Consider the following 26,102-nt stretch of genomic DNA (forward strand, 5'->3'; position numbering starts at 1 on the left):
CAGCATAGAGTCTGTTCGAGCCATGCTTGTTCTCGAGTTCAAAGTTAAAGGGAAGTCCCACCAATACGCAGCGATTGAAGAATCGATCCGAACCGCACAATTCGTTCGTAACAAAGCACTACGCTATTGGATGGACAACCGAGGTGTTAACAAATACGACCTTAATAAATACTGTCGAGTCCTTGCTCGAGAGTATGACTGGGCTCGAGAACTCAACAGTACGGCTCGTCAAGCTTCGGCCGAACGTGCCTGGTCTTCAATTTCTCGTTTTTTTGAAAACTGCCGCCAGCAACCGGCAAGAAAGGATATCCTAGGTTCAAGAAAAACAGTCGTTCTGTCGAGTACAAAAACTCCGGTTGGAAGTTACTCGACCCTAAGCATATTGTCTTTACCGACAAGAAAGGGATCGGACGACTCAAGTTGATTGGAACTTGGGATTTGGCGTTTTACGGTACAGAACAAATCAAACGGGTTCGGCTGATTCGTAGAGCCGACGGCTACTACGCACAGTTATGCGTCAAAGTAGACGTTCGAGAAGAAATCGAACCATCAGGAAATACCGTGGGTTTAGATGTCGGACTCAAGGAATTCTACACCGATTCAAACGGACAGAGCGAACCGAACCCGAGGTTTTACCGAAACGCCGAGAAAAAGCTGAAACGCGCTCACCGAAGGGTGAGCCAAAAACGGAAAGGCTCTGCCAACCGAAAAAAAGCCGTTAATCGACTCGGGCGAACACACCTCAAAATAAGTCGGCAACGTGAAGAACAGGCCAAGAGACTGGCGCGTTGCGTAATCAAATCTAACGATCTGGTGGCCTACGAAGATTTGAGGATTAAGAATATTGTGAGAAATCACTGTCTCGCCAAGTCGATTCACGATGCTCTTTGGTATCAGTTCAGGAAATGGTTGGAGTATTTTGGGGTGAAATTCGGCAAGATTACCGTAGCGGTAAACCCTGCTTATACCTCTCAAAAATGCTCGAGCTGCGGCACGATTGTCAAGAAAAGTCTCTCAACTCGAACCCATATTTGTCAGTGTGGGTGTGAGTTAGACCGAGACTATAACGCAGCCATCAACATTCTGAAGGCTGCCTTAAGTACCGTAGGGCATACGGAAACTTAACGCTTCTGGAGATTTGACCGCTACTTTGGTTGGTGCAAACCTGTCAGAGCAAGTCGAGTCGTTGAAGGAAGAATCCCCACGCCTTTAGGCTGGGGAGTGTCAATCAAGGTGTCCTATAATAGAGACCAGGAGGACAATGCCGTGGACGAAACACAAACTTTTGGTAAATTGATCCGTCAGGCTCGCAAGGATAGGGGCTACTCCCAGCGAGAACTGGCGGGGTTGCTTGGTGTGGACTTTACCTATCTATCCAAGCTAGAGAACGATCGCGCTGATTATGCTCCCAAAGAGGAGGTAATCCGGGGTTTAGCGCGAAATTTGGGCATAGATGAGGAGGAATTAATCTTTTTGGCGGGACGCATTCCCCACCATTACGAGAATTTCCTCAAAGAGAATAACCGGGAGATCACAGCCCTATTTCGACGACTTCAGGAAAACCCTAATTTTGCTAAACAGGTATTTGATGCAGCTTCGGGGAAAGATAAGTGAGTATTCTCAAACCCTATCGCTTTTATGCGAAAGAATCTATTGAACGTCGCGCTGATCAAATTCTTCAGCGCATGGCGGCTACCCCTAATTTTGCTCCTCAGTGGCCTTTTGAGTCGAGTTTGGTGGCGGATTTTTTAGATTTGGGGGTAGTATGGGATTACATACCAGCGGACGAACAAGGGGCGATCGCCGCCCGGATTATTCCCGCTGCTAGACAAATTGAGATTAACGAAGAGATTTTAGAAAAACCCCAAGGGTTTATCGAGTCTACGATCGCCCATGAAATCGGACACTGGGTCCTTCATATTAATCACGATGAGGTGGACGGGGTAGCTCGACAGTTAGAATTGAATCTGGGAAATTACGGTTGGTCATCCTCAACAGCCCAGCAACCATTTGTCTGTCGCAGTGGTGCGGTTTCCTCTCAAATTGCTTCTATTGAATGGCAGGCTCAATATTTTGCCAGTTGTCTGCTGATGCCTCGTCATATTTTAGAGGAAAAGCGATCGGGTCGCGATCTCAGTAAGTGGTCTCATCTCTACAGTATTAGGGATGAGTTGGGGGTGAGTATTTCTAATCTGACTAACCGCCTACAAGATTTGGGTTGGATTACTATTCCCAAAGGTCAGCGCCAAATTTATCTGGGAGAAGCTGATTGTCACCAGCAACAACGGTTATTTGGTTAAGCTGGGTAGTTTCAACATCACCCCAGCAATCAGCCAGTAATAAACGGCAACGGGGTCGGTGTCGAGGGGATACCAGTAGGGGTTGTAACCGATGATGATAATGAAAATCCAGAAGACAATACCATCATTTCTCAGATGAGAATTGCGGACTTGGTGATAGGATTTGAAACCTTCCGTCATTAGGGTGGTGACTAATATTAAAAAGGCGATCGCTCCTATGATTCCTAATTCATAGATGAGTTTAGAATAATAAGTTTCTAGTAGTCGTGTACTACCTAGACTGCGGGTGGCATTAGTGCCTCGTCCGAGTCCATTACCTAATAAGCCTCGGCTATTTCTGAGAGTCCACTGAGTTTGATCTATGACAAATTCGGAAGGGGGAGATGCTGTCCAGCGTCCGGTCAAACTTTCCATTCGTCCCTCGGCTAGATTGGGAAATATGACTAGGGTAGTTAACAAAAATAGTCCGATGGCTAAGAAGCTAATTAATAATCGTTTCCAACGGGATATATGACTGGTGGCAATTATTAATAATATCAGCACCAGAGGTACGCCTAAAAAAGCAGTTCTCTGACCTGATATGACGGCATTTATCATGATTAAGAATAGGGAAAATCCGCCAGTTATCTGCCAAGTGATTTTCGGGTCATTGAGGGAAGTTAGAAAAGCAAAAAAGGCACTGGAAATTAAGAACCATGTCCAATGCCAGGGGGAGACAAAGGTTCCGGGAAGTCGGATAAAATTGGCTTCTGGTAGGTAGCCTAAAGAACCGCCAACTAGACACTTGCGCTGTAGGTTGGCTGTCAGTAAAAGATGGGGTTCTAAGCCGCTATTGTCAGGACAAACACCTGTGATAACTAACCAAAATTGAGCGATACCTAGCAGACAACATACTATGGCTAAAACTACCTGTAAACGATTGAGGAAATAGACATCTTGATTTTTCCGGATCAGGTAATATCCACAGGTAATTAGGGGAATATATCCGATTAATATGGCTAATCCGAAAATTCCCATAACTATTGGTATTCCCCTGGGGTCATCACTAAAATGTTGCCCTCCATTGACTATAACTAGGTTAATTAAAGCAATACCTAGAAAGATTAATAGGGGGATTTTGAGATTTTTATTAATTATAAGTGCTTTACCTTCACGAATTAGCACAACCAGCATTCCTAAGAGTGCGGGAATGTAAAATAATATATTTTTCAGTAAGTGAAAAATTGGTCGATCATCCCCTATCCAATAGGCGATAGTCCCGGCAAAAGGTAAATAAATCAGTAAACCCCATAATCCTTGGCGGGGATATCGGTAGGATAAAGCCGCACAGAAAATGGTGATAATTACATAAATAATCGCGATCGCCCCTAGGTCATTCCCAAACATGACCATAGCGACAATTAAGGATATAACACTAACCCAACATAGATAGGGAACTAAGCCAGATCTATGATTAAATAAAGATTCTGAGTCGGTGACTGTAGATATCTCCTTTTCTTCCTCTGTTAAAGCCGGAGAATTAGGGGGAGATTCATTGGGATAATGTAATGGTGAAGGATGATTTTGGGGTTCTGACATGGATGCACTTTACCCTTATTAATTGTCACCCTGATTCAAATTCGATCGCCCAAATTTTACAAATTTGTTGCTGCTTTTGGGACGGTAGTTGATAGTAGACACTAAGTATCTCTTGGTGGGTGAAATCAACAATTAGGGCAGAGATTTGGTTAGGATTCTGAGTCCTGACCAAGGCAGATTTTAATTGTTCGAGATCAGCCATTCGTTAATTAAGTTATTCAGATGGGGAATTTGGGGACTCCGAGGGTAGCGGTGGGGTTAAGTCCGGTTGAGGGTTGACTGTCCGATCGCTGTGGGAATTGGGAGGCGGGTTCAGAGCCTCGGCTTCTAGGGTTTCGGTAAATTCGGTTAATTGTTGAAAGAGGCGATCGCTTATCTTAAACATGATCGGCTCTTCGGGATGATTCTCTGCCATGCCCCTGACTCCATCTTAGATAATTTGTTTAACCAAGGGAATGATAATTCCGATTAGAGACCCTCCCAGTAGGGAAAATAAGCATAAGATACTGACCCCAAAGCCAATCATCCGCTTTTCCGCCGCCTGATAGTATCCCCAAGCATAGAGAATGCGCCCCACTATCCATACTGCACCCAAACCCGCAGCCACTAGGGGACTGACAAACTCAGAAAACAGCCACAACGCCGGAAGGAAAATAATTAACTGTTCTAGGGTATTTTGCTGTACCCGCAAGACTCGTTCAAAGTTTGGATCGCCCGTCATGTCAGGAGGCATAACCTTATATTTCATTCTAGCTCTACCGACGTTGATGGTAACAACCAGGTATACGATAAGTGCAGATGCGGTGATTAGGCTAGGCCAAGGTGACATAAATTGATTACCTCGCGAGTGTCTACCACAATATTAACCTGATCCGCCATTTTGGGTGAGAATTTCTGGGAATCTACCTTCAGACAGGTCTTTTGGCAATTGTGATCACAGTCACATCAATTCGATCAAGTAATCACAACCACCATTACTAGGCGATCACGATACTTTTTCAGGATTATCACGGTATCGGCGGATAGTCGTCACGGCAGTTTCTCGGCGGATCGTCAATAATTAATTTTGTTGAAGCCGAGAGATAGGTAAGTTAGCCGTGATTCTGAACCCACAACTATTAAATCTTATTTCCGTCGAAAAGTCAAGATATTTCCAGGAATTAAATCTGAAGTCCAAGCTGGAAGTCATCTTAACTAAAATGGTCAGCAAGTTGGGTGTAAATAATCACCTAAACTGGCAATACAAAAATCCATCCTTTTCGAGGAATTTTTAAGGGGATACTAGCATGAATTTTAACATCCAAAATAGCCGCAAATTAGAGGATATTTTAGTTGATAGTAATACCATGGAGAATATTGAACAATATCCCATTAATATCATCCACAATATTGCTCTGGCGGACACTCTATCGTAAGATTCACTATCAAAACATCAAAAATCGTCAGCTACAGCCAGAAAACATAAAGCTGAAAGAACTGGCTTTTTTGGATAATTGAACCCAATTAGCCAATCGACGTAAGTTCTATCTTTATATGGAGCATACTTTACAAAGCCAAAAAGGACAACCCATCTCTTTAATTCTCTTAGACATAGATTTTTTCAAGCCCTACAATGATAATTATGGTCACTTAGCGGGAGATTTATATCTGCAACGGATCGCCAAAGCAATTGAAGAAGCTATCACGGCTTGTCATCAGCATAAGCCTTACTTAGCCGCCCGCTACGGAGGGGAAGAGTTTGCGATTATCCTACCGGGTCTTGAATTAAAAGAAGCCCTGGATGTAGCAGACACAATTCGCCGGAACGTTTTGGCTAAAAACATCTCCCACTGGGGGTCTCAGATTGGTTCATGTATTACCCTGAGTGGGGGAGTTGCCAGTAAAATTATTAAGGATGATTTATCACCAAAAGACCTGATATTAAGTGCTGATTGGGGATTATTTCAAGCTAAAAATACTGGTCGTAAACGAGTTGTATCATAGTCTTGATTGGCAATTAATTCTCCTAATATTTGCATGGCTATCTGGATTTTGGGAGACCACAGTAAACCACAATTTAAGCGAAAGCAATTCCGATAATTTCCTGATGCGGAAAACATGGTTCCAGGAGCAATGCTGATTTGGCGTTTATAGGCTTCCTGGTAAAGTGCGATCGCATTAAAATGGGGTGGAAGCTCTACCCATAAGACGTGACCTCCTGTGGGGCGCGTTACTTTAGTTTCTGGGGGAAAATAATCACAAATTGCCTGAGTCATTCGCAAGACCTGTTCCCCATAGGCTCGTCGCAGGTGTCGGAGATGGCGGTCATAACCTCCATTAGCTAAAAAGGCAGCGATCGTTAATTGATTAGCTGCCGCTGTCACAATGTTAGTAAACAATTTCAGTTGTTCGACAGTCTTTTGATAACGACCAGCCACGACCCAACCGACCCGCAAACCGGGAGAAATTGTTTTACTGGAGGAAGAACAATATAAAACCAAACCCTTTTTATCAAAGGCTTTAATCGCCTTCGGACGCATCTCATCAAAGCCCAAATCGCCATAAACATCATCTTCGACCAAAGGAATATCGTAGTTCTCCAAAATTTCCACCAAGGCTTTTTTCTTGCTATCTTCCATACAGCTTCCCAGAGGATTACTAAAATTGGAAACGATCGCACAAGCGGCCACCTGACCTTGACTAAGGGCGTTTTCCAAATCGGGTAGTGATAACCCTTCTCGCGGGTGGGTGGGAAGTTCCAAGGCTTTTAGGTGTAGAGATTGCAAAATTTCTAACAATCCATAATAGGATGGGGACTCGATCGCCACTGTATCCCCGGGTTTTGTGATCGCGCGCAGAGATAGATACATCCCCTCTGTGGTCCCATTCACAATCAAAATTTGGTCTGGGGTGAGGGAACAACCCGCATCCATTAATCGCCTAGCTACTTCATGGCGTAGAGGTTCCAACCCTGGTAGGGCGTTATAGGAGTGACAGACTTCTGGGTTTTGACGCATCACCTGTCCCATCAATCGATTTAGGGCGGCGAGGGGGAATAGTTCCGGGTCAGGGACGGCGGCACCGAGTTTAATCATTCCTGGTTCCCCTAGGACTGTATTTATCCTAAAAGCCATTGAGATATCCACATTACAGGCTAGTCCTGGGGGAGTTGAGGAGGTGGGTTCTGCGGGTGGAAGTGACAGAATATGGCGAACATAGTAGCCGGACTGGGGACGGGCGACAATTAGCCCCCTATCTTCGAGGAGGCGATAGGCTTCTAATACTGTGGTGATGCTAACGCTCATCTGTTGGTGCATTTTGCGGACTGAGGGAATGCGATCGCCTGGTTTCAGGGTCCCTTCTTTGATTAGGGACTGAATGCGGTTGGCTACCTCTTCATATAAGTTCACTCCGGGAGACTTTTCTACGGGTCTGGCTTTCATGGTCATACCTCCAAATCCCTTAAAGGATACAGTTGCTGATTTTCTGACCAGAACAGTTGCCAAAAATTAAACTGTTATGGCTACAATTTATGATAACTGCATCTGTTATTTTTGGCTAGGGTAGGTCATACTTTTAATAGAGTGATCGAAATTTACTTATTTGGGCGATCGCTTATTTCCGTGAACCGCGATAAATAAGGGAGTTTAAATTAGCATCTCCTCGAGTTTATGGTTTGTTACAACTGAATATTCATGGAGGAATTGTGGCGATGAAATCAACTGGAAAAACTGCTTGTAGTACCATGGCATTGAGGGGGAATACTTTAGTTAATTATCCCCGGAGTTTGTCCGATGAAGGTATTTTTAATTGGTTCGAGAAAATACCTGGCTTATTGTGGAAGTTTTTGGTGGGTAGCCGGGATATAACCATCTCTCAAAGTTATGACCAAGATGGTGATTTGGTCTGGGATGTTTACGACCCTTTCACCCGAACCAATCAACGTTTTTATGTAGAACAAGATGTCAGGGTTTGGCTGGAATCCCGCTACAATAGATAATCGGGGGATTATTGATAAACCAAATATCTGAGGGATATCTATTTAATACCTCAGCAGCTTCGAGCCTACTTATACCCAATTTTTAATTCAGGGGGTTTTTATAGTGAAAGAACATAATTTGCATCATTATTGGTTATTATCCCGATCGCATCTTTGGAGCGATCGCCTCATCAACTTGATACAAAATACCATCGAATTTAGTCTCTTTTATGGTCAATATATAGTCACACCTCCCGACAAAAGACTAAAGCCAATGTCTCATAAACTAAGACCACATAACGCATGATGAAATCATTAACCACCCTCTCGCCTTCTGGGAGAGGTGGGGGGGGTGGAGGCTTACAGCCCTTTCCGTAATCATTTAATAAGTTTTCCAGGTCTTTCTCCGACTTTGGGAGAGGGTGGGAGGGTGAGGGCTGATGCTATAGATAATGATACTAGAGTAACTGTAAACAATTGAGATGATTGGGAATTATTCAATGGCTGAAAACTTCGCAGGTAAATATCAATTTTGGGTAGATAGAGGCGGTACATTTACAGATATTGTCGCCCGCAAACCAGACGGTAGTTTAGTGACCCATAAACTCCTATCAGAAAATCCTCAACGTTATCAGGATGCTGTGGTAGCTGGTATCAAAGAAATTTTAGGAATTGGCGGCAATGAACCCATCCCAGAAAATTGTATTTCTGAGGTAAAAATGGGAACCACAGTAGCAACTAATGCACTGCTGGAACGTCAAGGCGATCGCACCCTATTAATTATCACCAAAGGCTTTAAAGATGCTCTCCGCATTGGCTATCAAAATCGCCCCGATATTTTTGCCCAAGAAATCATTTTACCATCCCTGCTATATGAAAGGGTAATCGAAGCAGAAGAACGCTACAGCGCCCAAGGGGAAGAACTGCAACCTCTCCAATTAGAACCCTTACAAGCAGCCCTACAACAGGCTTATCAAGACGGGATTCGCAGTTGTGCGATCGCCCTAATGCACAGTTACCGCTACCCCAAACACGAACAACAAATAGCCGAACTCGCCGCCCAAATTGGCTTTACCCAAATTTCCACATCCCACCAAATTAGCCCCTTAATGAAACTAATCAGCCGGGGAGATACCACCGTAGTCGATGCTTACCTATCACCCATTTTAAAGCGTTATATCGACAAAGTAGCCCAGGAATTATATGGCAACCATACCCCAAGAGATGGAGTATCTAGCCCGCCCCAAAATCTGCCTAAATTAATGTTTATGCAGTCTAATGGAGCCCTAACTAACGCCCAAAACTTCCAAGGAAAAGATAGCATTTTATCAGGGCCTGCTGGCGGCATTGTTGGCGCTGTTAAAACCAGTCAACAGGCAGGTTTTGACAAAATTATCACCTTTGATATGGGTGGAACATCCACAGATGTCGCCCATTATAACGGCGAATATGAAAGACAATTTGAGACTGAAATTGCGGGGGTCAGAATGCGAACCCCCATCCTTTCTATTTATACTGTCGCAGCCGGGGGAGGTTCAATTTTAGTCTTTGACGGTTTCCGCTATCGTGTCGGTCCACAGTCTGCGGGTGCTGATCCAGGTCCCGCTTGCTATGGTGGTGGGGGACCTTTAACAGTTACTGACTGTAACGTAATGTTAGGCAAAATTAGACCCGAATTTTTCCCCCAAGTATTCGGACCCCAAGCCAATTTACCCCTTGATGCAGAAGTAGTTAAAACCAAATTTAATCAGTTAGCGGCAGATATTACTCAAGCCACCGGAGACCCTCGCCAACCCGAAGAAGTGGCGGCGGGTTTTATTGCGATCGCCGTAGAAAATATGGCTAATGCGATTAAAAAAATCTCCCTACAGCGCGGTTATGACGTATCCGAATATACCCTCTGTTGCTTTGGCGGTGCGGGAGGTCAACACGCCTGCGCGATCGCAGATACATTAGGCATTACACGGGTGTTTATTCATCCCTACGCTGGCGTTTTATCAGCCTATGGCATGGCTCTAGCAGATGTAGGTAACATCCGCGAGAAAGCCATAGAAGCCCCGCTAAACGAACATTTATTAGCCGATATCACCCCAGTTTTAGCCGACTTAGAAACCGAAATGCGATCGGAACTTGACCCCCACAATTCCCCCAACGACATAGTTTTTTATCGCGCCAATTTGAAATATCAGGGGACAGACTCCACCCTCACCGTCCCATTTTCCCGCCAAGTCGAACCCATGAAAGTCGCCTTTGAAACCGAACACCGCACCCGTTATGGCTTTATCAAAAACGACAAACAACTAATAGTTGAATCTGTATCCGTCGAAATAGTCCGCCAGATGGAAAATCCCCCCGAAACCATATTATCTCGTCGCCACAATCAACCCCCTACCCCTATTGCCACCGTCCCAATTTTTACCAACCAAAAATGGCAACAAACCCCCGTATTTCCCAGAGATATTTTACAGCCAGGAGATGAATTAATCGGACCCGCGATTATTCTCGAACCTACCGGAACTAATATTATCGAGCCAGGTTGGTCTGCTCAATTAACCGAACGCAATCACTTAGTTTTAGCCAAAATTTCCCAACCCCAAACTTCCCCCATTGACTGCAAAATCTCCACCACAAAACCTGATCCGGTGCGTCTCGAAATATTTAAAAACCTGTTTCAGTTCATCGCTGAACAAATGGGAATTACCCTACAAAATACGGCATCATCAGTTAACATTAAAGAACGCCTAGATTTTTCCTGTGCAATTTTTGACCAATTCGGGGAACTCGTAGCCAACGCTCCCCATATTCCTGTACATTTAGGCTCTATGGGAGAAAGTGTCCGCAGCCTAATTAAAGCTAAAGCCGAAACTCTCAAAGCTGGGGATGTTTATATGCTAAATAATCCCTATGATGGCGGGACTCATTTACCTGATATTACCGTCATTACTCCAGTGTTTGATACTGCCGGATTAAACATTTTATTTTATGTGGCATCTCGCGGTCATCATGCCGACCTGGGAGGGATAACGCCCGGTTCTATGCCACCCCATAGTAAAACAGTCTTGGAAGAAGGTATTTTAATCGATAATTTTCAGTTGGTTGATAGCGGTAAATTCCGAGAAGCACAATTGCTGAAATTATTAACTAATCATCCCTACCCCGCCCGGAACCCTCAGACTAATATTGCTGACCTACAAGCACAAATTGCCGCCAATGAAAAAGGGGTGACAGAATTACATAAAATGGTCGCACAATATGGCTTGGCTACAGTCCAAACTTATATGCAATTTGTCCAGGATAATGCAGAGGAGTCCGTCAGAAGGGCTATTGATGTTCTGCGGGATGGTGAGTTTATTTATCTTCTGGATAATGCGGGAGTTATTCAAGTCGCTATTAGCATTAATCGCCAAAACCGCAGCGCCAAAATAGATTTCACCGGAACTTCTCGACAATTGGACAGCAACTTTAATGCACCCCAGGCTGTTTGTAAAGCGGCGGTTTTGTATGTATTTCGGACTTTGGTGGCTGATAGCATTCCCCTCAATGCTGGATGTTTAAAACCTTTAGAAATTATCATCCCTGAAGGCTGTATGCTTAACCCCAAATTTCCGGCGGCTGTAGTGGCTGGAAATGTCGAAACTTCTCAGGCTGTGGTTGATGCTTTATATGGCGCTTTGGGAGTTATGGCGGCTTCCCAGGGAACTATGAATAATTTTACCTTTGGAAGCGATCGCTATCAATATTATGAAACCATCTGCGGCGGATCGGGCGCAGGTCCTAATTTTCACGGGACCGACGCAGTACATACCCACATGACTAATTCTCGCCTAACTGATCCAGAAGTGCTAGAATGGCGTTATCCGGTTCTGATCGAGGCTTTTGTTATTCGCCCCCACAGCGGCGGTAACGGAAAGTATCGCGGTGGTAATGGTATTATCCGCCAAATTCGATTTTTGGAGGAAATGACAGCCACTATCCTATCGGGACATCGTATCATCCCACCTTTTGGTATGGCTGGAGGTGAACCCGGTATGGTGGGGCGTAATTCCATTACTCGCCAAAATGGGACTGTTGAAGATCTCCATAGTAGTGCGATCGCCCTTATGGGTATAGGGGATGTGTTGACCATCCAAACTCCCGGCGGCGGGGGATATGGTGCCCCACAATAACCTATACTAGGCTAGAAACCCCTTCTACCTCTTTTACCATGGGGAGTTTGTCTAAACCCATAGACATATTGACTCCCCTTTTGGTATCGCCTAACATATAATACATAATGCTATATGATCTTAAGCTAAGTTGACCCGGATTTAGTTAATCATTTAATCGGATTGAGTCAGTATAAATACTGGTCAAAAATATAATCCTTTCCCTTGTATAACCCGCCTGAAATACTATAATCACCACGGTCAGACTTAAACCCAGCTACCCCCTAAGTGTCAGTCCTTGATTTTCATTAATGATATTACTAGCACCTAAAAATGTAGCCAGAATAGCATTTTTTTGAGGGAGTTAGTAGTAGCTTTCCCCCAGGATACCAACTCACATATTCAGCCTAAATATATGAACGAAAAAGACGAATTTCTTTACCCCAAAACCCGTTATCGTGGAGAATTTAGCCCCCAAAATATGATGTTTAACTCTAACCTCCAAGAGTTTGCACATAAGGTGAACTATATCTGTGGGTTAGAAACCAATGGTAAACTGAGTTCCGAAGTGGCTTACCAAAGAATCAAACAACTCTGGAAAGAATTAAAAGAGTCCAAAAAGAATCTTAATATTGGCGAAAATTCAGCCAACCAAGACCCAGAATAACTAGCCATGGTCTGCATAACTAAAAGCCAGGGATAAAATCCCTAATTTTACCACAAAATTAGCCCATATTCATCATTGTCAATGTCTCACCCAATTACCGTTACCGTCCCCGCCACCACCGCCAATATTGGACCAGGATTTGATTGTATTGGTGCCGCCCTCAGCCTGTATAATATCCTAGAATTTTCCCCTTTAACGAATACAGAAAAACCCCATCAAATTACCGCCGAAGGAGTAGAAGCCCAGGCTGTAGCCACAGACGATCGCAACTTAGTTTATCAGGCTTTTCTTAAACTCTACCATCACATCAATCAAACTCCCCCTCCCGTCAAAATTCACATCAAACTAGGGGTTCCCCTCGCCAGGGGCTTGGGAAGTTCAGCCACAGCAATTGTAGGGGGTTTAGTGGGTGCAAATACCCTAGCCGGAAACCCCCTGACTCAAACAGAAATTATGGAAATGGCGATCGCCATAGAAGGACACCCCGACAACGTAGTCCCCGCCCTGTTGGGGGGTTGTCAGTTATCAGTCGCCGACCATAACCACCGCTGGCAGATCTGCGAAATTCCTTGGCATCAAGATATAGTCCCCGTCGTCGCTATTCCCGACTTTGAACTATCCACCGCCGAAGCTCGCAGCGTTCTCCCCTCCCATTATACCCGTGCCGATGCCATTTTCAACACCGCCCACCTAGGTTTATTAATCCGAGGCTTAGAAACCGGACAGGGAGACTGGTTGCGCGTCGCCATAGCTGACAAAATCCATCAGCCCTACCGCCAATCTCTGATCCAGGGTTATGATGCCGTTAGACAAGCCGCCTTAGATGCAGGCGCTTACGAATTAGCCATTAGCGGGGCAGGGCCGACCCTTCTAGCCCTCACAGACCCCCCCCACACCCATAGGGTTGTATCTGCCATGAGGGAGGCTTGGAGGGGCTATAACATCGGGGTAGATGTGCGATCGCTTGCAATTGATACCCAAGGCGCTAAAGTAACTTAATTTCCCTACTCATTACTAGCGGAAAGAGTCAGCACAAATGCCAGATTTTCCTCCGTTTTCAGGGCGTGGGGTGCGTTGGCTTTCATGAATACAAACACTCCCGCCTCTAAGCTAATCTCTTTTCCCTCCAGAGTTAAAATTCCGCGACCTTCCAAAACGTTAACCGTCGCGTTTTTCGTAGCCGTATGTTCGGAAATTTCCGTACCCGCCCCCAAACAAAATAGGGTATATTGACAGTGATCATCTTTTAGCAAAACCCGGCTAACAATTCCCCCCTCCGTATATTGAATATAATCATCAAACTTAATCGCCGTTGAAGTATTTATCGAAATGATATCAGTCATAATAGCTGTCTGAATTTGATAGGTAGCTATTTGAGATCATATCACATCCCCTTGATGTCACCTTACCCGCCACCCCCAAACATCCTAGCTATCAGCCATGGCTTTACCTAACCTCAGTCGAGAACAATCCGCTATAATTATCATGGATATTATCATCTAGTAAAAATCAGGAATCTTGAATCATGGCTTTAACAGCATCAACCATGTTAAGTTTAGGGACCATCGCCCCAGATTTTCAACTCCCAGACGTGACCTCTGGGGAAATCATATCCGTCGATACATTTAAGGATAAAAAAGCCTTGCTAGTCATGTTTATCTGTTGTCACTGTCCCTTCGTCAAACATATTGAAAATGAACTAGCTAAACTAGGACATGATTATCAACCCCTAGGAATAGGAATAGTTGCTATTAGCGCCAACTCCATCAAAACCCATCCCCAAGACGGACCTGAACACCTGAAAAACCAAGCCGAAACAGTAGGTTTTTCCTTCCCTTACTGCTACGATGAAACCCAAGAAGTAGCCCAAGCCTATACAGCAGCCTGTACCCCCGATTTCTTCTTGTTTAATAGCGATCGCCAATTAGTATATCGCGGTCAATTAGATGACAGTCGCCCCGGGAATAACTTACCCGTCACCGGGGCAGATTTGCGGGCGGCTTTAGATGCCATTCTCGCCGACCAACCCATCAACAGCGACCAAAAACCCAGTATTGGTTGCAATATCAAATGGCATCCCCAATAACCTAAATCAAGGCAACCCCAATGGTTGCCTATTTCCAGAAAATCCCCTCAAATCTAATCAGTAATTGCGCGTAACAAAACATCAGTCAAACTAATCTCTTCCATATCTTCCAAACTGACTGTATCACAAATATTATAACGAGCCCCCGATGCAGTTAACTCATCATCAAGCACCTTAAAAAACGCCGTAGCCGTGTCACTAGACCCCACCCTAATCATTTCTACAGCCAATTCTTCCTCATGGGTCAGTTGATTAGAAGCATTAATTAAGATACGTTTAACCTCCAATAACGGATTAATAATCTCCCCACCTGTAACCACAAAAATAGTTTCACCATTAGGCTGTGATTGTTCCGTCGCCCGTCTGGCAAAATAACTATCAGTAGCATCCTTGAGAACCGAAGCCAAATCCGCTTTTCCCCCAGGTTTATGATTCTCAAAAACCTCTCCCACATGGTCAGAAGTAATGCGATCGTAGCGCTTAAACTCCTCAGCAAATAAATATAAAGTAATCCCATCCGGGTCAAAATGTTCGCAATAGGTTGCCAACTCTAAAATCGATTGTCGCATCAACTCCCAGCGAGACTGTCCCTTTTTATTGCCAGCCATTGCCATACTCTCGCTGACATCAACAATCAAGGTATAATCCCGTTTCTCCAGGACCGCACCCCCCTCCAATAGTATATCCATACATCAAACCCCCACATTTGTTCAATTTAATACTGTATCATTTCCCCCCAATAATTATTAAGCTATAATATTCTCAAGCGTCATAATATCGTTTTCGCCAATCCTAGCCATGAAACCTCAGCATCAGGATTCTTCCAACCAAAAACAGCCAGACCGACCCATCTACCTACAACCTCCCTGGGTCATTTTCGCCCCACTACTGATAGGCGTGTTAGCCCTAGTCGCCTATACGCTTCTTGTTACAACCGACTCTCCCACTCCAGACCCCATTATCGTACAAAACCCTGAAGCCGTCATGATCATGGATGAAATCTCCCCAAATCTAGCCGATCTCCCCTCGGAAATTTCTACCGCATTGCGCCAAGATGTCATCGATCGCACCGGAAGTTCCCCAGAGGAAATCGAAATCCTCGCCGCCGAAAGACAGACTTGGCCAAATACCTGTTTAGGGCTCGCCAAGCCAGACGAATTATGTGGTCAAATGTTAGTGGATGGCTGGCGGGTCCGAGTGTCTGATGGTCAGCGCCATTGGCTTTACCGCACCAATCATAATGGTCAAAACTTCCGCTTAGAAACAGAATAACAGCCATAACCTAGTCCCCTGGTAATTATTTCCTACCATGAGTTATTGCCTCAATCCCCAATGTTCCCATCCCGAAAATCCAGATGATGCTAAATTCTGCCTTACCTGTGGTGCTAAACTGTTTCTACGGGAGAGATACCAGGCTATTAAACCTATTGGTCATGGCGGATTTGGGAAAACATTTTTGGCAGTTGATCACGATAAACCCTCCCATCCCCCCTGCGTCATTAAGCAATTTTTCCCCCAAACCCAAGGGGTAGAAACCACCCGGAAAGCTGCGGAATTATTCCACCAAGAAGCCCAACGTCTCGATGAACTAGGAAAACATCCCCACATCCCAGATTTGCTGGCACATTTTCAACAGGACAATAATCAATACTTAGTCCAAGAATATATCAACGGCCCCAACTTAGAAGACCAAGTAATTAGCCAGGGAACTTTTAACGAAAATCAAATCGTTAAACTACTTGATGAACTGTTGCCAGTTTTAGAATTTATACATCAAAATAAAGTCATTCATAGGGATATTAAACCCGCCAATATTATCCAAGCTCAAACAGTAGTAAATAGTTCGACATCGGGTAAGTTGGTATTAGTGGACTTTGGGGCGGCGAAAGTAGTACAAAGCAGCAACTTATCAGGACCAGGAACTATTATCGGCAGTCCTGAATATGTCGCCCCAGAACAAACTAGGGGTCAAGCAATATATGCTAGTGATATTTATAGTTTGGGGGTGACTTGCTTATATTTACTCACCCAAATATCGCCCTTTGACCTCTATGATATTCACCAAGATAAATGGGTTTGGCGAGATTATTTACAGGGAAATACGGTCAACAATAAACTGGGCTTAGTTTTAGATAGAATGGTGGCTTCCCTACCTTCCCAGCGCTATAATTCCCCGCTGAATGTACTTAGGGCACTGCATCCTAGTGGACTACCCCCGACGATTCTGCACAACATTAATATTAATAACTTTCATAATACGGCACTCCCTAGCCCTCCTGCGTCGGTGAGAGTACCGCCGCCACCACTGCCCCCACCGCCACCACGGACAGCTAGAACTTCTCAGCAAATCACCCCACCACCCACGGCTAGAACTTCTCAGCCACCCACGCCACCAAAACCTAGCCGCGTTCAACCTCAGCGGTCATCACCTAGCTGGAAACTCCTACATACGCTGACAGGACACCGTAATCAAGTTACCTGTGTGGCTTTCTCTCCTGATCAGGAAATACTGGCCAGCAGTAGCCAAGATATGACTATAGAAATTTGGAGACTGAAAACTGGGAAACGTTGGTACACCCTAACTGGTCATGAAAATTGGGTAACATCGATCGCCTTTTCCCCCAAGGAAGAGATTTTAGCTAGTGGTAGTCGCGATCAGACTGTGGAAATTTGGGATCTCAAAAAAGGTAAACGCTGGTATACCCTCATTGGTCATCAAGATACTGTTGAACAGGTAGCTTTTTCCCCCCAGGGAGATATTCTAGCCAGCGCCTCCCGGGACAAAACCATACAAATTTGGGATCTCAAAAAAGGCAAGCCTTTCTACAGTCTCTCAGGTCATAGCGATCGCATTTATGGAGTCGCCTTTTCCCCTGATGGTCAGACCCTAGCCAGCGCCTCTAGGGATAAAACCGTCCGCCTGTGGAACCTACAGCAAAGACAAGAATTAGGAAGCCTACCCCGCTGGTCGGACTGGGTGAGAACCGTTGCTTTTAGTCCTAACGGTCAAATGTTAGCCGGAGGATGTCGGGATGGTTCCATCGGTCTATGGCATCAACAAGACCAGACCTGGAAGCTATGGCGTACCCTGCGGGCTGATGATGCCGATATCTTGGCGATCGCCTTTCAACCCGATAGTAAACAGTTAATTACTGGCAACAGTAAAGGCCAAATTGACATTTGGCAACTGGGCGACGGCACATTATTAGAAACCATCCCCGCCCATTCAGCAGACATATTATCCCTAGCATTTAGTCTTGACGGCAAAACCATAGCTAGTGGCGGAGCTGACCGACTGGTTAAAGTTTGGCATCTCCCGGCCCACACTTGATATTGATTAGAAAATATAATACAATTGTTAAATAAGTGCGATACGTTCAGGCATGAAATAGGGTTGAGATACCTGAAATAACCGCCTGGTAGAGACTTCATGCCCCTGGGTGAATATAAGGAACGCACTCCTGACCATCTCTATAACTGTTTATATGTCCCAACGTTCGGTATAGAGATATACCAAACAAGGCAGGGAACCCAAGGTCAAAATGAACTAACTTATACAAATTCCTCATAGGAAGCCCAGAAATGGATAAGTAAAAGTTAGGAAATCAGGGTAACGGCGATAGCCACCCCCAATTTCAGGAATCACAACCCTGGGACTGAAGCGGGGAACGGAAGGCTCCGAGGTGTAACCTAACACCAGAAACGAGACCACTGCCAACCATCCATGATTAGGGAAACCGAATGTCTGGCTTGAACCATCGTAATAATTGGGTAGCGAAATAGGTTGATACGCTGCGCTCAAAAGAGCAAGGGGAAAAGTAGGGGCTTTTATTTACTACCTACACAGACCTTTAAAAGTACCCCGGTGGATAAGACAAATCTAAAGATGGAATGCCCATATAAATGGAACGTTTTAACCCCTTCTAGGCTCTGACAATCTGGTCGAGAAAGTCAGTAGTGAAAGTGTAAGCGCAAGCCTATTAGGGGATGAGATGTGACCAAAAGCCAATGCCCGACTGTAATGGTAGGGATATGCTAACAGGTCACGGTTTGATTGTAAAGAAATAGAGCCTAGTAGGTGTACAAATGGCGATAGCGAGTTTAAAGAAAGGGTTTGGGAAACCAAAACCAATCAAGACTACGAGCAACGCATGGAAGGCAATCCCATGGACTAAGGTTCAACGGAAAGTTTTCAAGCTCCAAAAGAGTATATTTCAAGCAGCTAAATCGGGACAAAATGCTAAGGCACGAAGGTTGCAACGTCTATTGGTGAAATCATATTATGCCCGGCTCCTAGCAGTGAGACGAGTAACCCAAGATAATCAAGGCAAGAAGACAGCCGGGGTTGATGGAGTAAGAGTAATCTCTTCGAGACAAAGGTTTGAACTGGTCAAGAACATTAAGGGAAACCTCAAAGCAAAACCACTGCGACGGGTGTGGATTCCAAAACCTGGTAGGGATGAAAAACGCCGCCTAGGAATACCCACAATCCAAGATAGAGCAAGGCAAGCCTTGGTTAAGTCGGCTCTCGAACCTGAATGGGAATCGAGATTTGAAGGCACAAGCTACGGGTTCCGTCCTGGACGGTCTGCCCATGACGCAATCAGCAGAATTTATATTGCCATAAATAAGGGACAATATTATGTTCTTGATGCTGATATAGCAAAATGCTTTGACCGAATAAACCATGATTACCTACTGTCCAAAATTCATTGTCCAAGCAGCCTAAAAAGAGACCTGAAACAATGGCTCAAAGCGGGAGTGCTAGACAACGGTGTATTCGAGGATACAGAAACAGGGACACCCCAGGGAGGGGTAATAAGTCCATTCCTAGCCAACATCGCACTGTTGGGGATGGGTAGGTTAATAGGAAAAATGTATCCCAAAAATACCAACAACAAACCATTTGCCACGGTCATACGATATGCCGATGATTTTGTAGTCATATCCAAAGACTTAGGAATCATTGAACAGTGCAAAACTGCTATTTCTGAATGGCTAAAGCCTGTTGGATTAGAGATTAAACCTGAAAAAACTCGAATCTGCCATACACTCAAATCTATTGAGTATAACGGCAAAGCAGAGGAACCCGGATTTGATTTCTTAGGTTTCAATATTAGGCAATATCCTGTAGGAAAATATAGAACTGGGAAAATTCCACATGGGAAACTATTAGGACACAAAACTCACATAAAACCCAGCCAAAAAGCAGTTAAAGCCCACACAGAAGTGATAAAAGGTGTAATTAAACAACATAAAACAGCACCTCAGTCAGCCCTGATTAACAAACTAAACCCAATTATTCGGGGATGGTCAAACTATTATTCAGGGGTAGTCTCAACAGAGACCTTCAATAAGCTAGACCACATAATCTGGCAAATGTTAAGGGCATGGACAGTATCAAGATGCGGAAAGTCAAGTTACGAAAAGCTAAGAAATTATTTCAGACATGGAACAATTAAACTTAGCAATGGGAAAGAAAGACACGAAAATTGGCTGTTCCAAACCAAAGATGGGTTACATCTGTTCAAACACAACTGGACTCCAATTGTCAGACATACCCTAATACGCCCTGACGCAACACCATACGACGGAAATTGGACTTACTGGGCAACCAGGAAAGGACAAGCAATCGACACGCCAATTAGGGTAGCAAAACTACTCAAAAAACAAAAAGGTAGATGTACCTGGTGTGGGCAATTCTTTACCCCATCAGATTTAATTGAAATAGACCACATTGTACCTAGAAGCCAAGGCGGAAAGAATGACTACAAGAATCTTCAATTATTACACCGCCATTGTCACGACGATAAAACAGCTCTTGATGAAGAGATGATGCTGTACTCTTAACAAGGAGACGGTCAAACTAGGAGCCGTATGAGGTGAAAGTCTCATGTACGGTTTTGAATGGGAGGGGTAGACCGTGAGGTCTATCTCGACCCCTAATAAATTAAGTTTTGTCGCCTAGGTAACAAAAATCAATGCACAAGGATTATTATGGGCTACTGATATCAACCCTCAGTTTCCGTCACCGTTGGAAGTGGCAGATTATCCTGCCCTACGGTGGCCATCTAACTTCCAATAACGACTACTCCACTCCAGAAGAGGCACTACTTGGGGGCAAGTCCTGGATTGATAGCGAAACAGCATTTAATGCCCTAAATAGCTGTTTAGCACAGTTTTACAGTTCAGGCTTGATTAATCCTCCTGAATATCAGAACTTGATGGATTCTTTGCGGGGTATTACCCAAAGGTGCTAATGGCCTTGCCAGTTTCCTGATTCAGTTTTTATAGTTAATTGTTAATTGATGCTCCCACTACAATATAATTCAATAACTACTCAGGTAGTGTGGGCATCCGGTTTGGGCTGATATTATGATCAACTTTCATTGTTGTCTGGTAGATTGAAATCATGGAAAGGGAGGCCACAGTCATGATATCTTTGAGAAAGAAACTACACCGTTTAATAGAAGGAATATCAGACGAAGATCTGAAAACTGCCTGGGAGTTTCTGACCCCCCTCTATGAAGATGCTTTCATGGTCAAAGCTATTGATAATGCCCATAAAAAATTAAGGCCAGGAGATGCCTTAACCAGAGAAGAAGCCCTACAAGTGCTGTATTTTGATTATGGGCGTGTCCCCCTAGCCCCCCATGGCTTCAATCCCGATATAGAAGGCATTTGATATTGGTTATGTCGTGAATGTTGAAGTTCGTTATGCACGCTCTTTTTTACAAGACTTAACTGCCTTAGACACTGATGCCTATTGGCGAGTTTATCAAATCGTTTTCGTCAAGTTTCCCCAAATTAATCGCTTACAAGAATTGCCCGAATTTCGCGCGGTGGGTTCCACTGGCATTTTTTATCGATTCACGGTCGATCGCTATTTAATTGGCCTAGAGATGACGGGCCAAATAGTCAAGTTTATGAGAATTCTGCCTAAACCCCATGTTTAATGTTTGACCAAAGATGGGAGTTTCAAGCCCCGTCCTAGAAGGACATAGCAACACAGGCTTACGGTATACGGATAAGATAGGCACGGGGCGAGACGACCCTAAACGGACTCAGAGGGGTTGTCAGACTACTTAGGTATCAAAACCCAGCATTGAAGACCACGGCTAAAGCAGCGGTGAGTATGTCAAAACTGTTGTAGAATATCTCCTGATAGATAAGGCTCTATCAATCAATTGCGGAAGGGTAAAAGCCGTTAAACCCTCATAGATGTTCTCGACTGGCAACTTGTACATAGCGGGGAAACAGTGATTATGGATGCCATCACACTCTGGCAAAGATACCAAGACTGGCTGTACTACCACGAAGAAATAGGACTGTACCTCGATATCAGTCGAATTAGGTTTGATCAGGCTTTTCTGGAAGCCATGAAGCCCAAATTTGACGGGGCATTTCGAGATATGGAAGCCCTCGAAGGTGGGGCGATCGCTAATCCAGATGAACAGCGAATGGTAGGCCATTATTGGCTGCGAAACCCGGAGTTAGCGCCTACTCCCCAAATCAAACAGCAAATTATCGACACAGTTAACAAAATAGAAACCTTTGTCGCTAAAGTCCATAAGGGTGAGATTAAACCCCCCCAAGCCGAAAAATTTACAGATTTACTCTCCATTGGTATTGGAGGATCAGCCCTAGGACCACAATTTGTGGCTGATGCTTTAGCCCCAGACTACCCACTGATCAACATCCACTTTATCGATAATAGTGACCCCGATGGCATAGATCGGATTCTGCAACGACTAGGCGATCGCCTAAAGAGTACCCTAATCTTAGTAATTTCCAAATCCGGCGGCACCCCAGAACCCCGTAACGGCATGATGGAAGTTAAACAAGCATTACTCAACCAAAACCTCCACTTTCGCGATCAAGCGATCGCCACTACCCAAATCGGTAGTAAACTCTACCAAGAAGCCACCAGCCAAGGATGGTTAGAAACCTTCCCCATGGAAGACTGGATCGGTGGTCGCACCTCCGAAATGTCAGCCGTAGGACTACTTCCGGCCGCCCTACAAGGCATAGATATTCATGCCCTACTCCAAGGGGCAAAAACCATGGATATCGCCACCCGCCAACCCGATATCAAAACCAACCCCGCCGCCCTGCTGGCCCTATCTTGGTATGCCGTCGGAGGTGGCCGTGGTCAAAAAGATATGGTAATTCTCCCCTACAAGGACAGACTCATACTCTTGAGCCGTTATCTGCAACAATTAGTCATGGAATCCTTGGGAAAAGAAAAAGACCTAGAGGGAAACATCGTCAACCAAGGTATCTCCGTCTACGGTAACAAAGGTTCCACAGACCAACACGCCTACGTCCAACAACTTCGAGATGGGGTTCCCAACTTCTTCGCCACCTTTATCGAAGTCCTACGCGATCGCCAAAAACCATCCCCAGAAATAGAACCAGGAGTCACCGCCGGAGACTATCTCTCAGGCTTCCTACAAGGCACACGAGAGGCTCTGTACGACAACCAACGAGACTCCATTACCGTAACTATTACCGAAGTCAATCCGTACACCGTAGGCGCTCTAGTCGCTCTCTATGAACGTGCTGTCAGTTTATACGCCTCCCTAGTCAACATCAACGCCTATCACCAACCCGGAGTCGAAGCCGGGAAAAAAGCCGCCGCCCAAGTCCTAGAGTTACAACATCAAGGTTTACAAGTCCTACGCGGCCATAGCCAAGGTATTTCTATATCCGACTTAGCTGCGAAAATAGATGCCCAGGAACAGGTAGAAACCCTATATAAAATCCTGCGTCACCTAGCAGCCAATGACCGAGGAGTAGAATTGAGCGGAGACCCCAGTAAACCCGCCCAACTGATCGCCAAATGGCGCTAAACTGGCTCCCTAAGCCCCCTAATCCATAATTCCCATTCACCCGGTCTTTCTCCCCCCACAGATCGGGTCACTTTTTATTGGTATAGCATAGGAGAGGAGCATTCGACTCCCTAAATCAACCAGACATAATTAGGAGTGAAAACGAGTGGCTGAGAACCTGTACATTGCTACCATTGAACCCGGAAGTGGCAAATCCCTGGTCGTACTCGGAATCATAGAATTGCTTTCCAAACGAATTCAAAAATTGGGCTTTTTCCGTCCCATTATCCGTAGTCGCACCACTCCTGACAGAGATATCCAATTAGTTCGCAGTCGCCTACACCAAGCCTTACCCTATGAATCTTACTATGCTCTCACCCACGAAGAAGCTCAAAATTTGATTGCTGAGGGTCGCTATGATGAAGTGATTAAGCAAGTCATCGAAAAATATAAAGCCGTTGAGCAAGATTGTGATTTTGTTGTCTGCGAGGGCACTGATTTTACTGATATTGCTTCCGCCTTCGAGTTTGATTTTAACGTCCGATTTGCCAATCACCTAGGTTGTCCCATTTTGATTGTCGCCAGCGGTAGCGGTAAAACTCCCAATCAATTAATGAGTGCCGTATTAGCCGAACGAGAAGCCTTTATTGAGGAAGGTTGCACGATCGCCGCTACCGTAGTTAACCGCGTCGATAACCACAATGTTCCCGCAATTATCGAACAGGTGAAAACCCTCTGGAAATTTCCAGATCCCCTATTTGTCATTCCAGAAGAACCCATTTTAGCTAAACCCACAGTCGCCGAAATTGCCCAGAAACTCGGCGGTAAACAAATCTATGGCGCATCGGACGATCGCCTTAACCGCGAGGTTTTTGATTTGCGCGTCGCCGCCATGCAAGTTCCCAATTTCCTCAAATACCTCCAAGAAGGTAGCTTAATTATTACCCCAGGCGATCGATCTGATATTATTCTCGCCTGTGGAGCCGCAGCCACTTCTGAGAACTATCCTAATGTTGCCGGAATTATCCTTAGTGGCGGTCTTGCACTACCAACCACCATCCAAACCCTCATTGATGGATGTCGTAATTGGACAGTTCCCATTATTACAGTTAATACTGATACCTACGAAACCGCCATGAATGTAGACCGGGTACATGGTGCGATTACCCCGGACAACGATCGCAAAATTGCCTCAGCTTTGGGGTTATTTGAAGCTCATGTCAATTTGGCTCAAATTGAGGAGCGCATACAGCTTTCCCGTCCCTCTCGTACAACTCCCATCATGTTTGAGTATCAATTGATTCAAAGGGCTAAAGCTAATCGACAGCATATTGTTCTACCCGAAGGACGCGAAGATCGGATTTTACAGGCTGCTGAGATTTTGTGGCGGCGGGGAGTCGCAGATATTACCTTATTAGGTTCCGAACCAGAAATTCGCGGACGTATTGCCGCTCTCGGTTTGAATTTATCCCAAGTCCAGATTATTGATCCAGCCAGTTCTCCCTGGTATGAAGACTATGCCGAAACCTATTTTAATCTCCGTAAACATAAGGGTATTGCTAAAGACGGAGCCTATGATGTCATGCTCGATGTTAGCTATTTTGGCACCATGATGGTTTATAAGGGGCACGCTGATGGTATGGTGTCAGGAGCAGTCCACACCACCGGTCACACGATCCGCCCCGCTTTGGAGTTTATTCGCACCAGTCCCGGCACTTCTATTGTCTCTAGTGTCTTTTTAATGGCGTTGGAAGATCGGATTTTGGTTTATGGCGACTGTGCCGTAAATCCTAATCCTAATCCTCAACAATTGGCTGATATTGCTATCAGTTCCGCTTTGACTGCTCAAATGTTTGGCATTGAACCTAGGGTGGCTATGTTGTCTTATTCTACTGGAGAATCGGGACAGGGTGAGGATGTCGAAAAGGTTAAGCAAGCTACTTCGATCGCCCGTCAACTGCGCCCCGACTTGAAAATTGAAGGCCCGATCCAGTATGATGCTGCTATTGATGAGACTGTCGCTAAAACTAAGCTACCTGATAGTCAGGTGGCTGGTCGTGCCACCGTTTTTATTTTTCCTGATTTGAATACGGGAAATAATACTTACAAGGCTGTACAGCGATCGGCTAATGCTGTGGCGATCGGACCAATTTTGCAGGGATTGAAAAAACCTGTTAATGATTTGAGTCGCGGTTGCACCGTCACCGATATTGTCAATACCGTAGCAATTACTGCTATTCAAGCGGATTTAGCCGCATTCTCAGTCCCATTAACTCCATAAACACCGGACATTGTAGCATCTCAGATAGAATATTATTAATGGGTGAGACCCCATAATGGTGAGCCGTGCCGCTTTCACCAACTCTACTCTGATGTTTACTTTCTCAATGGCTTTGACCATGAATATACATAAATTAACCCAAGACCTCCCTCGTCGAATAGTCCTCAGTTACGCTGTTATTGGCGCGGTCTGGATACTGATTTCTGATCAGGCTATAGAAATTTTTATTGGTAATTATAGCCAGTTCACTTATCTG

Annotated in this window: 25 protein-coding genes and 1 pseudogene; 19 read left to right on the forward strand and 7 right to left on the reverse strand. The window is 44.9% G+C overall.

Translation table 11 applies throughout. The features are described 5' to 3' along the window. The first annotated feature begins 22 nt into the window (after nucleotides 1–22). The 3 genes and pseudogenes from N39L_RS31145 to N39L_RS31155 all read left to right on the forward strand — a co-directional run bounded on the left by N39L_RS31145 (nucleotide 23) and on the right by N39L_RS31155 (nucleotide 2,300). A pseudogene (locus tag N39L_RS31145) lies at nucleotides 23–1,213 on the forward strand (RNA-guided endonuclease InsQ/TnpB family protein). Nucleotides 1,214–1,266: 53 nt separating this feature from the next. Next, complete coding sequence (locus N39L_RS31150) at nucleotides 1,267–1,614, forward strand: helix-turn-helix domain-containing protein (RefSeq protein ID WP_014277353.1); 348 nt, start codon at nucleotides 1,267–1,269, stop codon at nucleotides 1,612–1,614. Continuing rightward, nucleotides 1,611–2,300, forward strand: coding sequence for an ImmA/IrrE family metallo-endopeptidase (locus N39L_RS31155; protein WP_006618384.1), 690 nt, complete (start codon nucleotides 1,611–1,613; stop codon nucleotides 2,298–2,300). Before N39L_RS31150 ends, N39L_RS31155 begins: the two co-directional genes overlap by 4 nt. On the opposite strand, the gene N39L_RS31160 is transcribed toward N39L_RS31155, so the two are convergent. Genes N39L_RS31160 through N39L_RS31175 form a run of 4 tightly spaced genes read right to left on the reverse strand, consistent with a single transcriptional unit; the run spans nucleotide 2,289 to nucleotide 4,707 of the window. After that, nucleotides 2,289–3,878: a hypothetical protein gene (locus N39L_RS31160; RefSeq protein WP_014277354.1), complete on the reverse strand. Its 1,590-nt coding sequence runs from the start codon at nucleotides 3,876–3,878 to the stop codon at nucleotides 2,289–2,291. The two genes, N39L_RS31155 and N39L_RS31160, sit on opposite strands and share 12 nt — an antisense overlap. 25 nt (nucleotides 3,879–3,903) lie before the next feature. Next, the gene (locus N39L_RS31165) at nucleotides 3,904–4,080 is read right to left on the reverse strand and encodes a hypothetical protein (RefSeq protein ID WP_014277355.1); all 177 of its coding nucleotides are present in this window, start codon (nucleotides 4,078–4,080) and stop codon (nucleotides 3,904–3,906) included. Nucleotides 4,081–4,092: 12 nt separating this feature from the next. Further along, nucleotides 4,093–4,293 (reverse strand): hypothetical protein, encoded by a 201-nt coding sequence (locus N39L_RS31170; protein WP_043468728.1) that lies wholly within the window; start codon nucleotides 4,291–4,293, stop codon nucleotides 4,093–4,095. Between the two features lie 15 nt (nucleotides 4,294–4,308). Beyond that, the gene (locus N39L_RS31175) at nucleotides 4,309–4,707 is read right to left on the reverse strand and encodes an MAPEG family protein (protein ID WP_014277357.1); all 399 of its coding nucleotides are present in this window, start codon (nucleotides 4,705–4,707) and stop codon (nucleotides 4,309–4,311) included. Between the two features lie 268 nt (nucleotides 4,708–4,975). Here N39L_RS31175 and N39L_RS31180 point away from each other — a divergent pair, with 268 nt between their 5' ends. The 3 genes from N39L_RS31180 (at nucleotide 4,976) to N39L_RS31190 (ending at nucleotide 5,861) form a co-directional block, all read left to right on the forward strand. Continuing rightward, the gene (locus N39L_RS31180) at nucleotides 4,976–5,152 is read left to right on the forward strand and encodes a hypothetical protein (protein WP_014277358.1); all 177 of its coding nucleotides are present in this window, start codon (nucleotides 4,976–4,978) and stop codon (nucleotides 5,150–5,152) included. Between the two features lie 12 nt (nucleotides 5,153–5,164). Further along, entirely contained in the window at nucleotides 5,165–5,293 is a 129-nt protein-coding gene (locus tag N39L_RS31185) for a hypothetical protein (RefSeq protein WP_286133227.1), read from the forward strand. A 118-nt stretch (nucleotides 5,294–5,411) separates the two neighbouring features. Beyond that, on the forward strand, nucleotides 5,412–5,861 hold the full coding sequence (locus tag N39L_RS31190) for a GGDEF domain-containing protein (protein ID WP_014277359.1): 450 nt from the start codon (nucleotides 5,412–5,414) through the stop codon (nucleotides 5,859–5,861). Here N39L_RS31190 and N39L_RS31195 read toward each other — a convergent pair. Next, complete coding sequence (locus tag N39L_RS31195) at nucleotides 5,822–7,300, reverse strand: aminotransferase-like domain-containing protein (RefSeq protein ID WP_043468731.1); 1,479 nt, start codon at nucleotides 7,298–7,300, stop codon at nucleotides 5,822–5,824. The two genes, N39L_RS31190 and N39L_RS31195, sit on opposite strands and share 40 nt — an antisense overlap. Nucleotides 7,301–7,569: 269 nt before the next feature. On the opposite strand from N39L_RS31195, the gene N39L_RS31200 reads away from it, so the two are divergent. The 4 genes from N39L_RS31200 (at nucleotide 7,570) to thrB (ending at nucleotide 13,647) form a co-directional block, all read left to right on the forward strand. Beyond that, the gene (locus N39L_RS31200; RefSeq protein WP_006618378.1) at nucleotides 7,570–7,857 is read left to right on the forward strand and encodes a hypothetical protein; all 288 of its coding nucleotides are present in this window, start codon (nucleotides 7,570–7,572) and stop codon (nucleotides 7,855–7,857) included. 479 nt (nucleotides 7,858–8,336) lie between these two features. Further along, on the forward strand, nucleotides 8,337–12,002 hold the full coding sequence (locus tag N39L_RS31205; protein WP_014277363.1) for a hydantoinase B/oxoprolinase family protein: 3,666 nt from the start codon (nucleotides 8,337–8,339) through the stop codon (nucleotides 12,000–12,002). A 394-nt stretch (nucleotides 12,003–12,396) separates the two neighbouring features. Further along, nucleotides 12,397–12,648, forward strand: a complete 252-nt coding sequence (locus N39L_RS31210) for a DUF7219 family protein (RefSeq protein ID WP_006621845.1) — start codon at nucleotides 12,397–12,399, stop codon at nucleotides 12,646–12,648. A gap of 81 nt (nucleotides 12,649–12,729) precedes the next feature. Continuing rightward, complete coding sequence (thrB, locus tag N39L_RS31215; RefSeq protein WP_014277364.1) at nucleotides 12,730–13,647, forward strand: homoserine kinase; 918 nt, start codon at nucleotides 12,730–12,732, stop codon at nucleotides 13,645–13,647. 5 nt (nucleotides 13,648–13,652) lie between these two features. Here the strand turns inward: thrB and N39L_RS31220 are convergent, their stop codons facing one another. Continuing rightward, nucleotides 13,653–13,991, reverse strand: coding sequence for a cupin domain-containing protein (locus N39L_RS31220; protein WP_014277365.1), 339 nt, complete (start codon nucleotides 13,989–13,991; stop codon nucleotides 13,653–13,655). A 182-nt stretch (nucleotides 13,992–14,173) separates the two neighbouring features. Here N39L_RS31220 and N39L_RS31225 point away from each other — a divergent pair, with 182 nt between their 5' ends. After that, nucleotides 14,174–14,734: a thioredoxin family protein gene (locus N39L_RS31225; RefSeq protein WP_014277366.1), complete on the forward strand. Its 561-nt coding sequence runs from the start codon at nucleotides 14,174–14,176 to the stop codon at nucleotides 14,732–14,734. A 53-nt stretch (nucleotides 14,735–14,787) separates the two neighbouring features. Here the strand turns inward: N39L_RS31225 and N39L_RS31230 are convergent, their stop codons facing one another. Next, entirely contained in the window at nucleotides 14,788–15,423 is a 636-nt protein-coding gene (locus N39L_RS31230; protein WP_006618372.1) for a vWA domain-containing protein, read from the reverse strand. Nucleotides 15,424–15,532: 109 nt separating this feature from the next. Between N39L_RS31230 and N39L_RS31235 the strand changes: the two genes are divergently transcribed. From N39L_RS31235 to pta, 8 genes are all read left to right on the forward strand, one after another. After that, nucleotides 15,533–16,006: a DUF8738 domain-containing protein gene (locus N39L_RS31235; protein ID WP_006618371.1), complete on the forward strand. Its 474-nt coding sequence runs from the start codon at nucleotides 15,533–15,535 to the stop codon at nucleotides 16,004–16,006. A 37-nt stretch (nucleotides 16,007–16,043) separates the two neighbouring features. Then, nucleotides 16,044–18,065 (forward strand): WD40 repeat domain-containing serine/threonine-protein kinase, encoded by a 2,022-nt coding sequence (locus tag N39L_RS31240; RefSeq protein WP_006618370.1) that lies wholly within the window; start codon nucleotides 16,044–16,046, stop codon nucleotides 18,063–18,065. A 755-nt stretch (nucleotides 18,066–18,820) separates the two neighbouring features. Further along, entirely contained in the window at nucleotides 18,821–20,584 is a 1,764-nt protein-coding gene (gene ltrA / locus N39L_RS31245; RefSeq protein WP_014277367.1) for a group II intron reverse transcriptase/maturase, read from the forward strand. A 131-nt stretch (nucleotides 20,585–20,715) separates the two neighbouring features. Next, nucleotides 20,716–20,994 carry a hypothetical protein gene (locus N39L_RS31250; protein WP_014277368.1) on the forward strand — a complete coding sequence of 93 codons (279 nt, stop codon included), beginning with the start codon at nucleotides 20,716–20,718 and terminating at the stop codon, nucleotides 20,992–20,994. A 173-nt stretch (nucleotides 20,995–21,167) separates the two neighbouring features. Further along, entirely contained in the window at nucleotides 21,168–21,419 is a 252-nt protein-coding gene (locus tag N39L_RS31255; protein WP_014277369.1) for a hypothetical protein, read from the forward strand. A gap of 13 nt (nucleotides 21,420–21,432) precedes the next feature. Next, nucleotides 21,433–21,690, forward strand: a complete 258-nt coding sequence (locus tag N39L_RS31260; RefSeq protein ID WP_006618635.1) for a hypothetical protein — start codon at nucleotides 21,433–21,435, stop codon at nucleotides 21,688–21,690. A 309-nt stretch (nucleotides 21,691–21,999) separates the two neighbouring features. Next, nucleotides 22,000–23,586 (forward strand): glucose-6-phosphate isomerase, encoded by a 1,587-nt coding sequence (locus N39L_RS31265; protein WP_006618634.1) that lies wholly within the window; start codon nucleotides 22,000–22,002, stop codon nucleotides 23,584–23,586. 145 nt (nucleotides 23,587–23,731) lie between these two features. Further along, the gene (gene pta / locus N39L_RS31270; protein ID WP_006618633.1) at nucleotides 23,732–25,846 is read left to right on the forward strand and encodes a phosphate acetyltransferase; all 2,115 of its coding nucleotides are present in this window, start codon (nucleotides 23,732–23,734) and stop codon (nucleotides 25,844–25,846) included. Nucleotides 25,847–26,102 lie beyond the last annotated feature (256 nt).

This window comes from Limnospira platensis NIES-39 (assembly GCF_026000695.1).
Lineage (GTDB): Bacteria > Cyanobacteriota > Cyanobacteriia > Cyanobacteriales > Microcoleaceae > Limnospira > Limnospira platensis.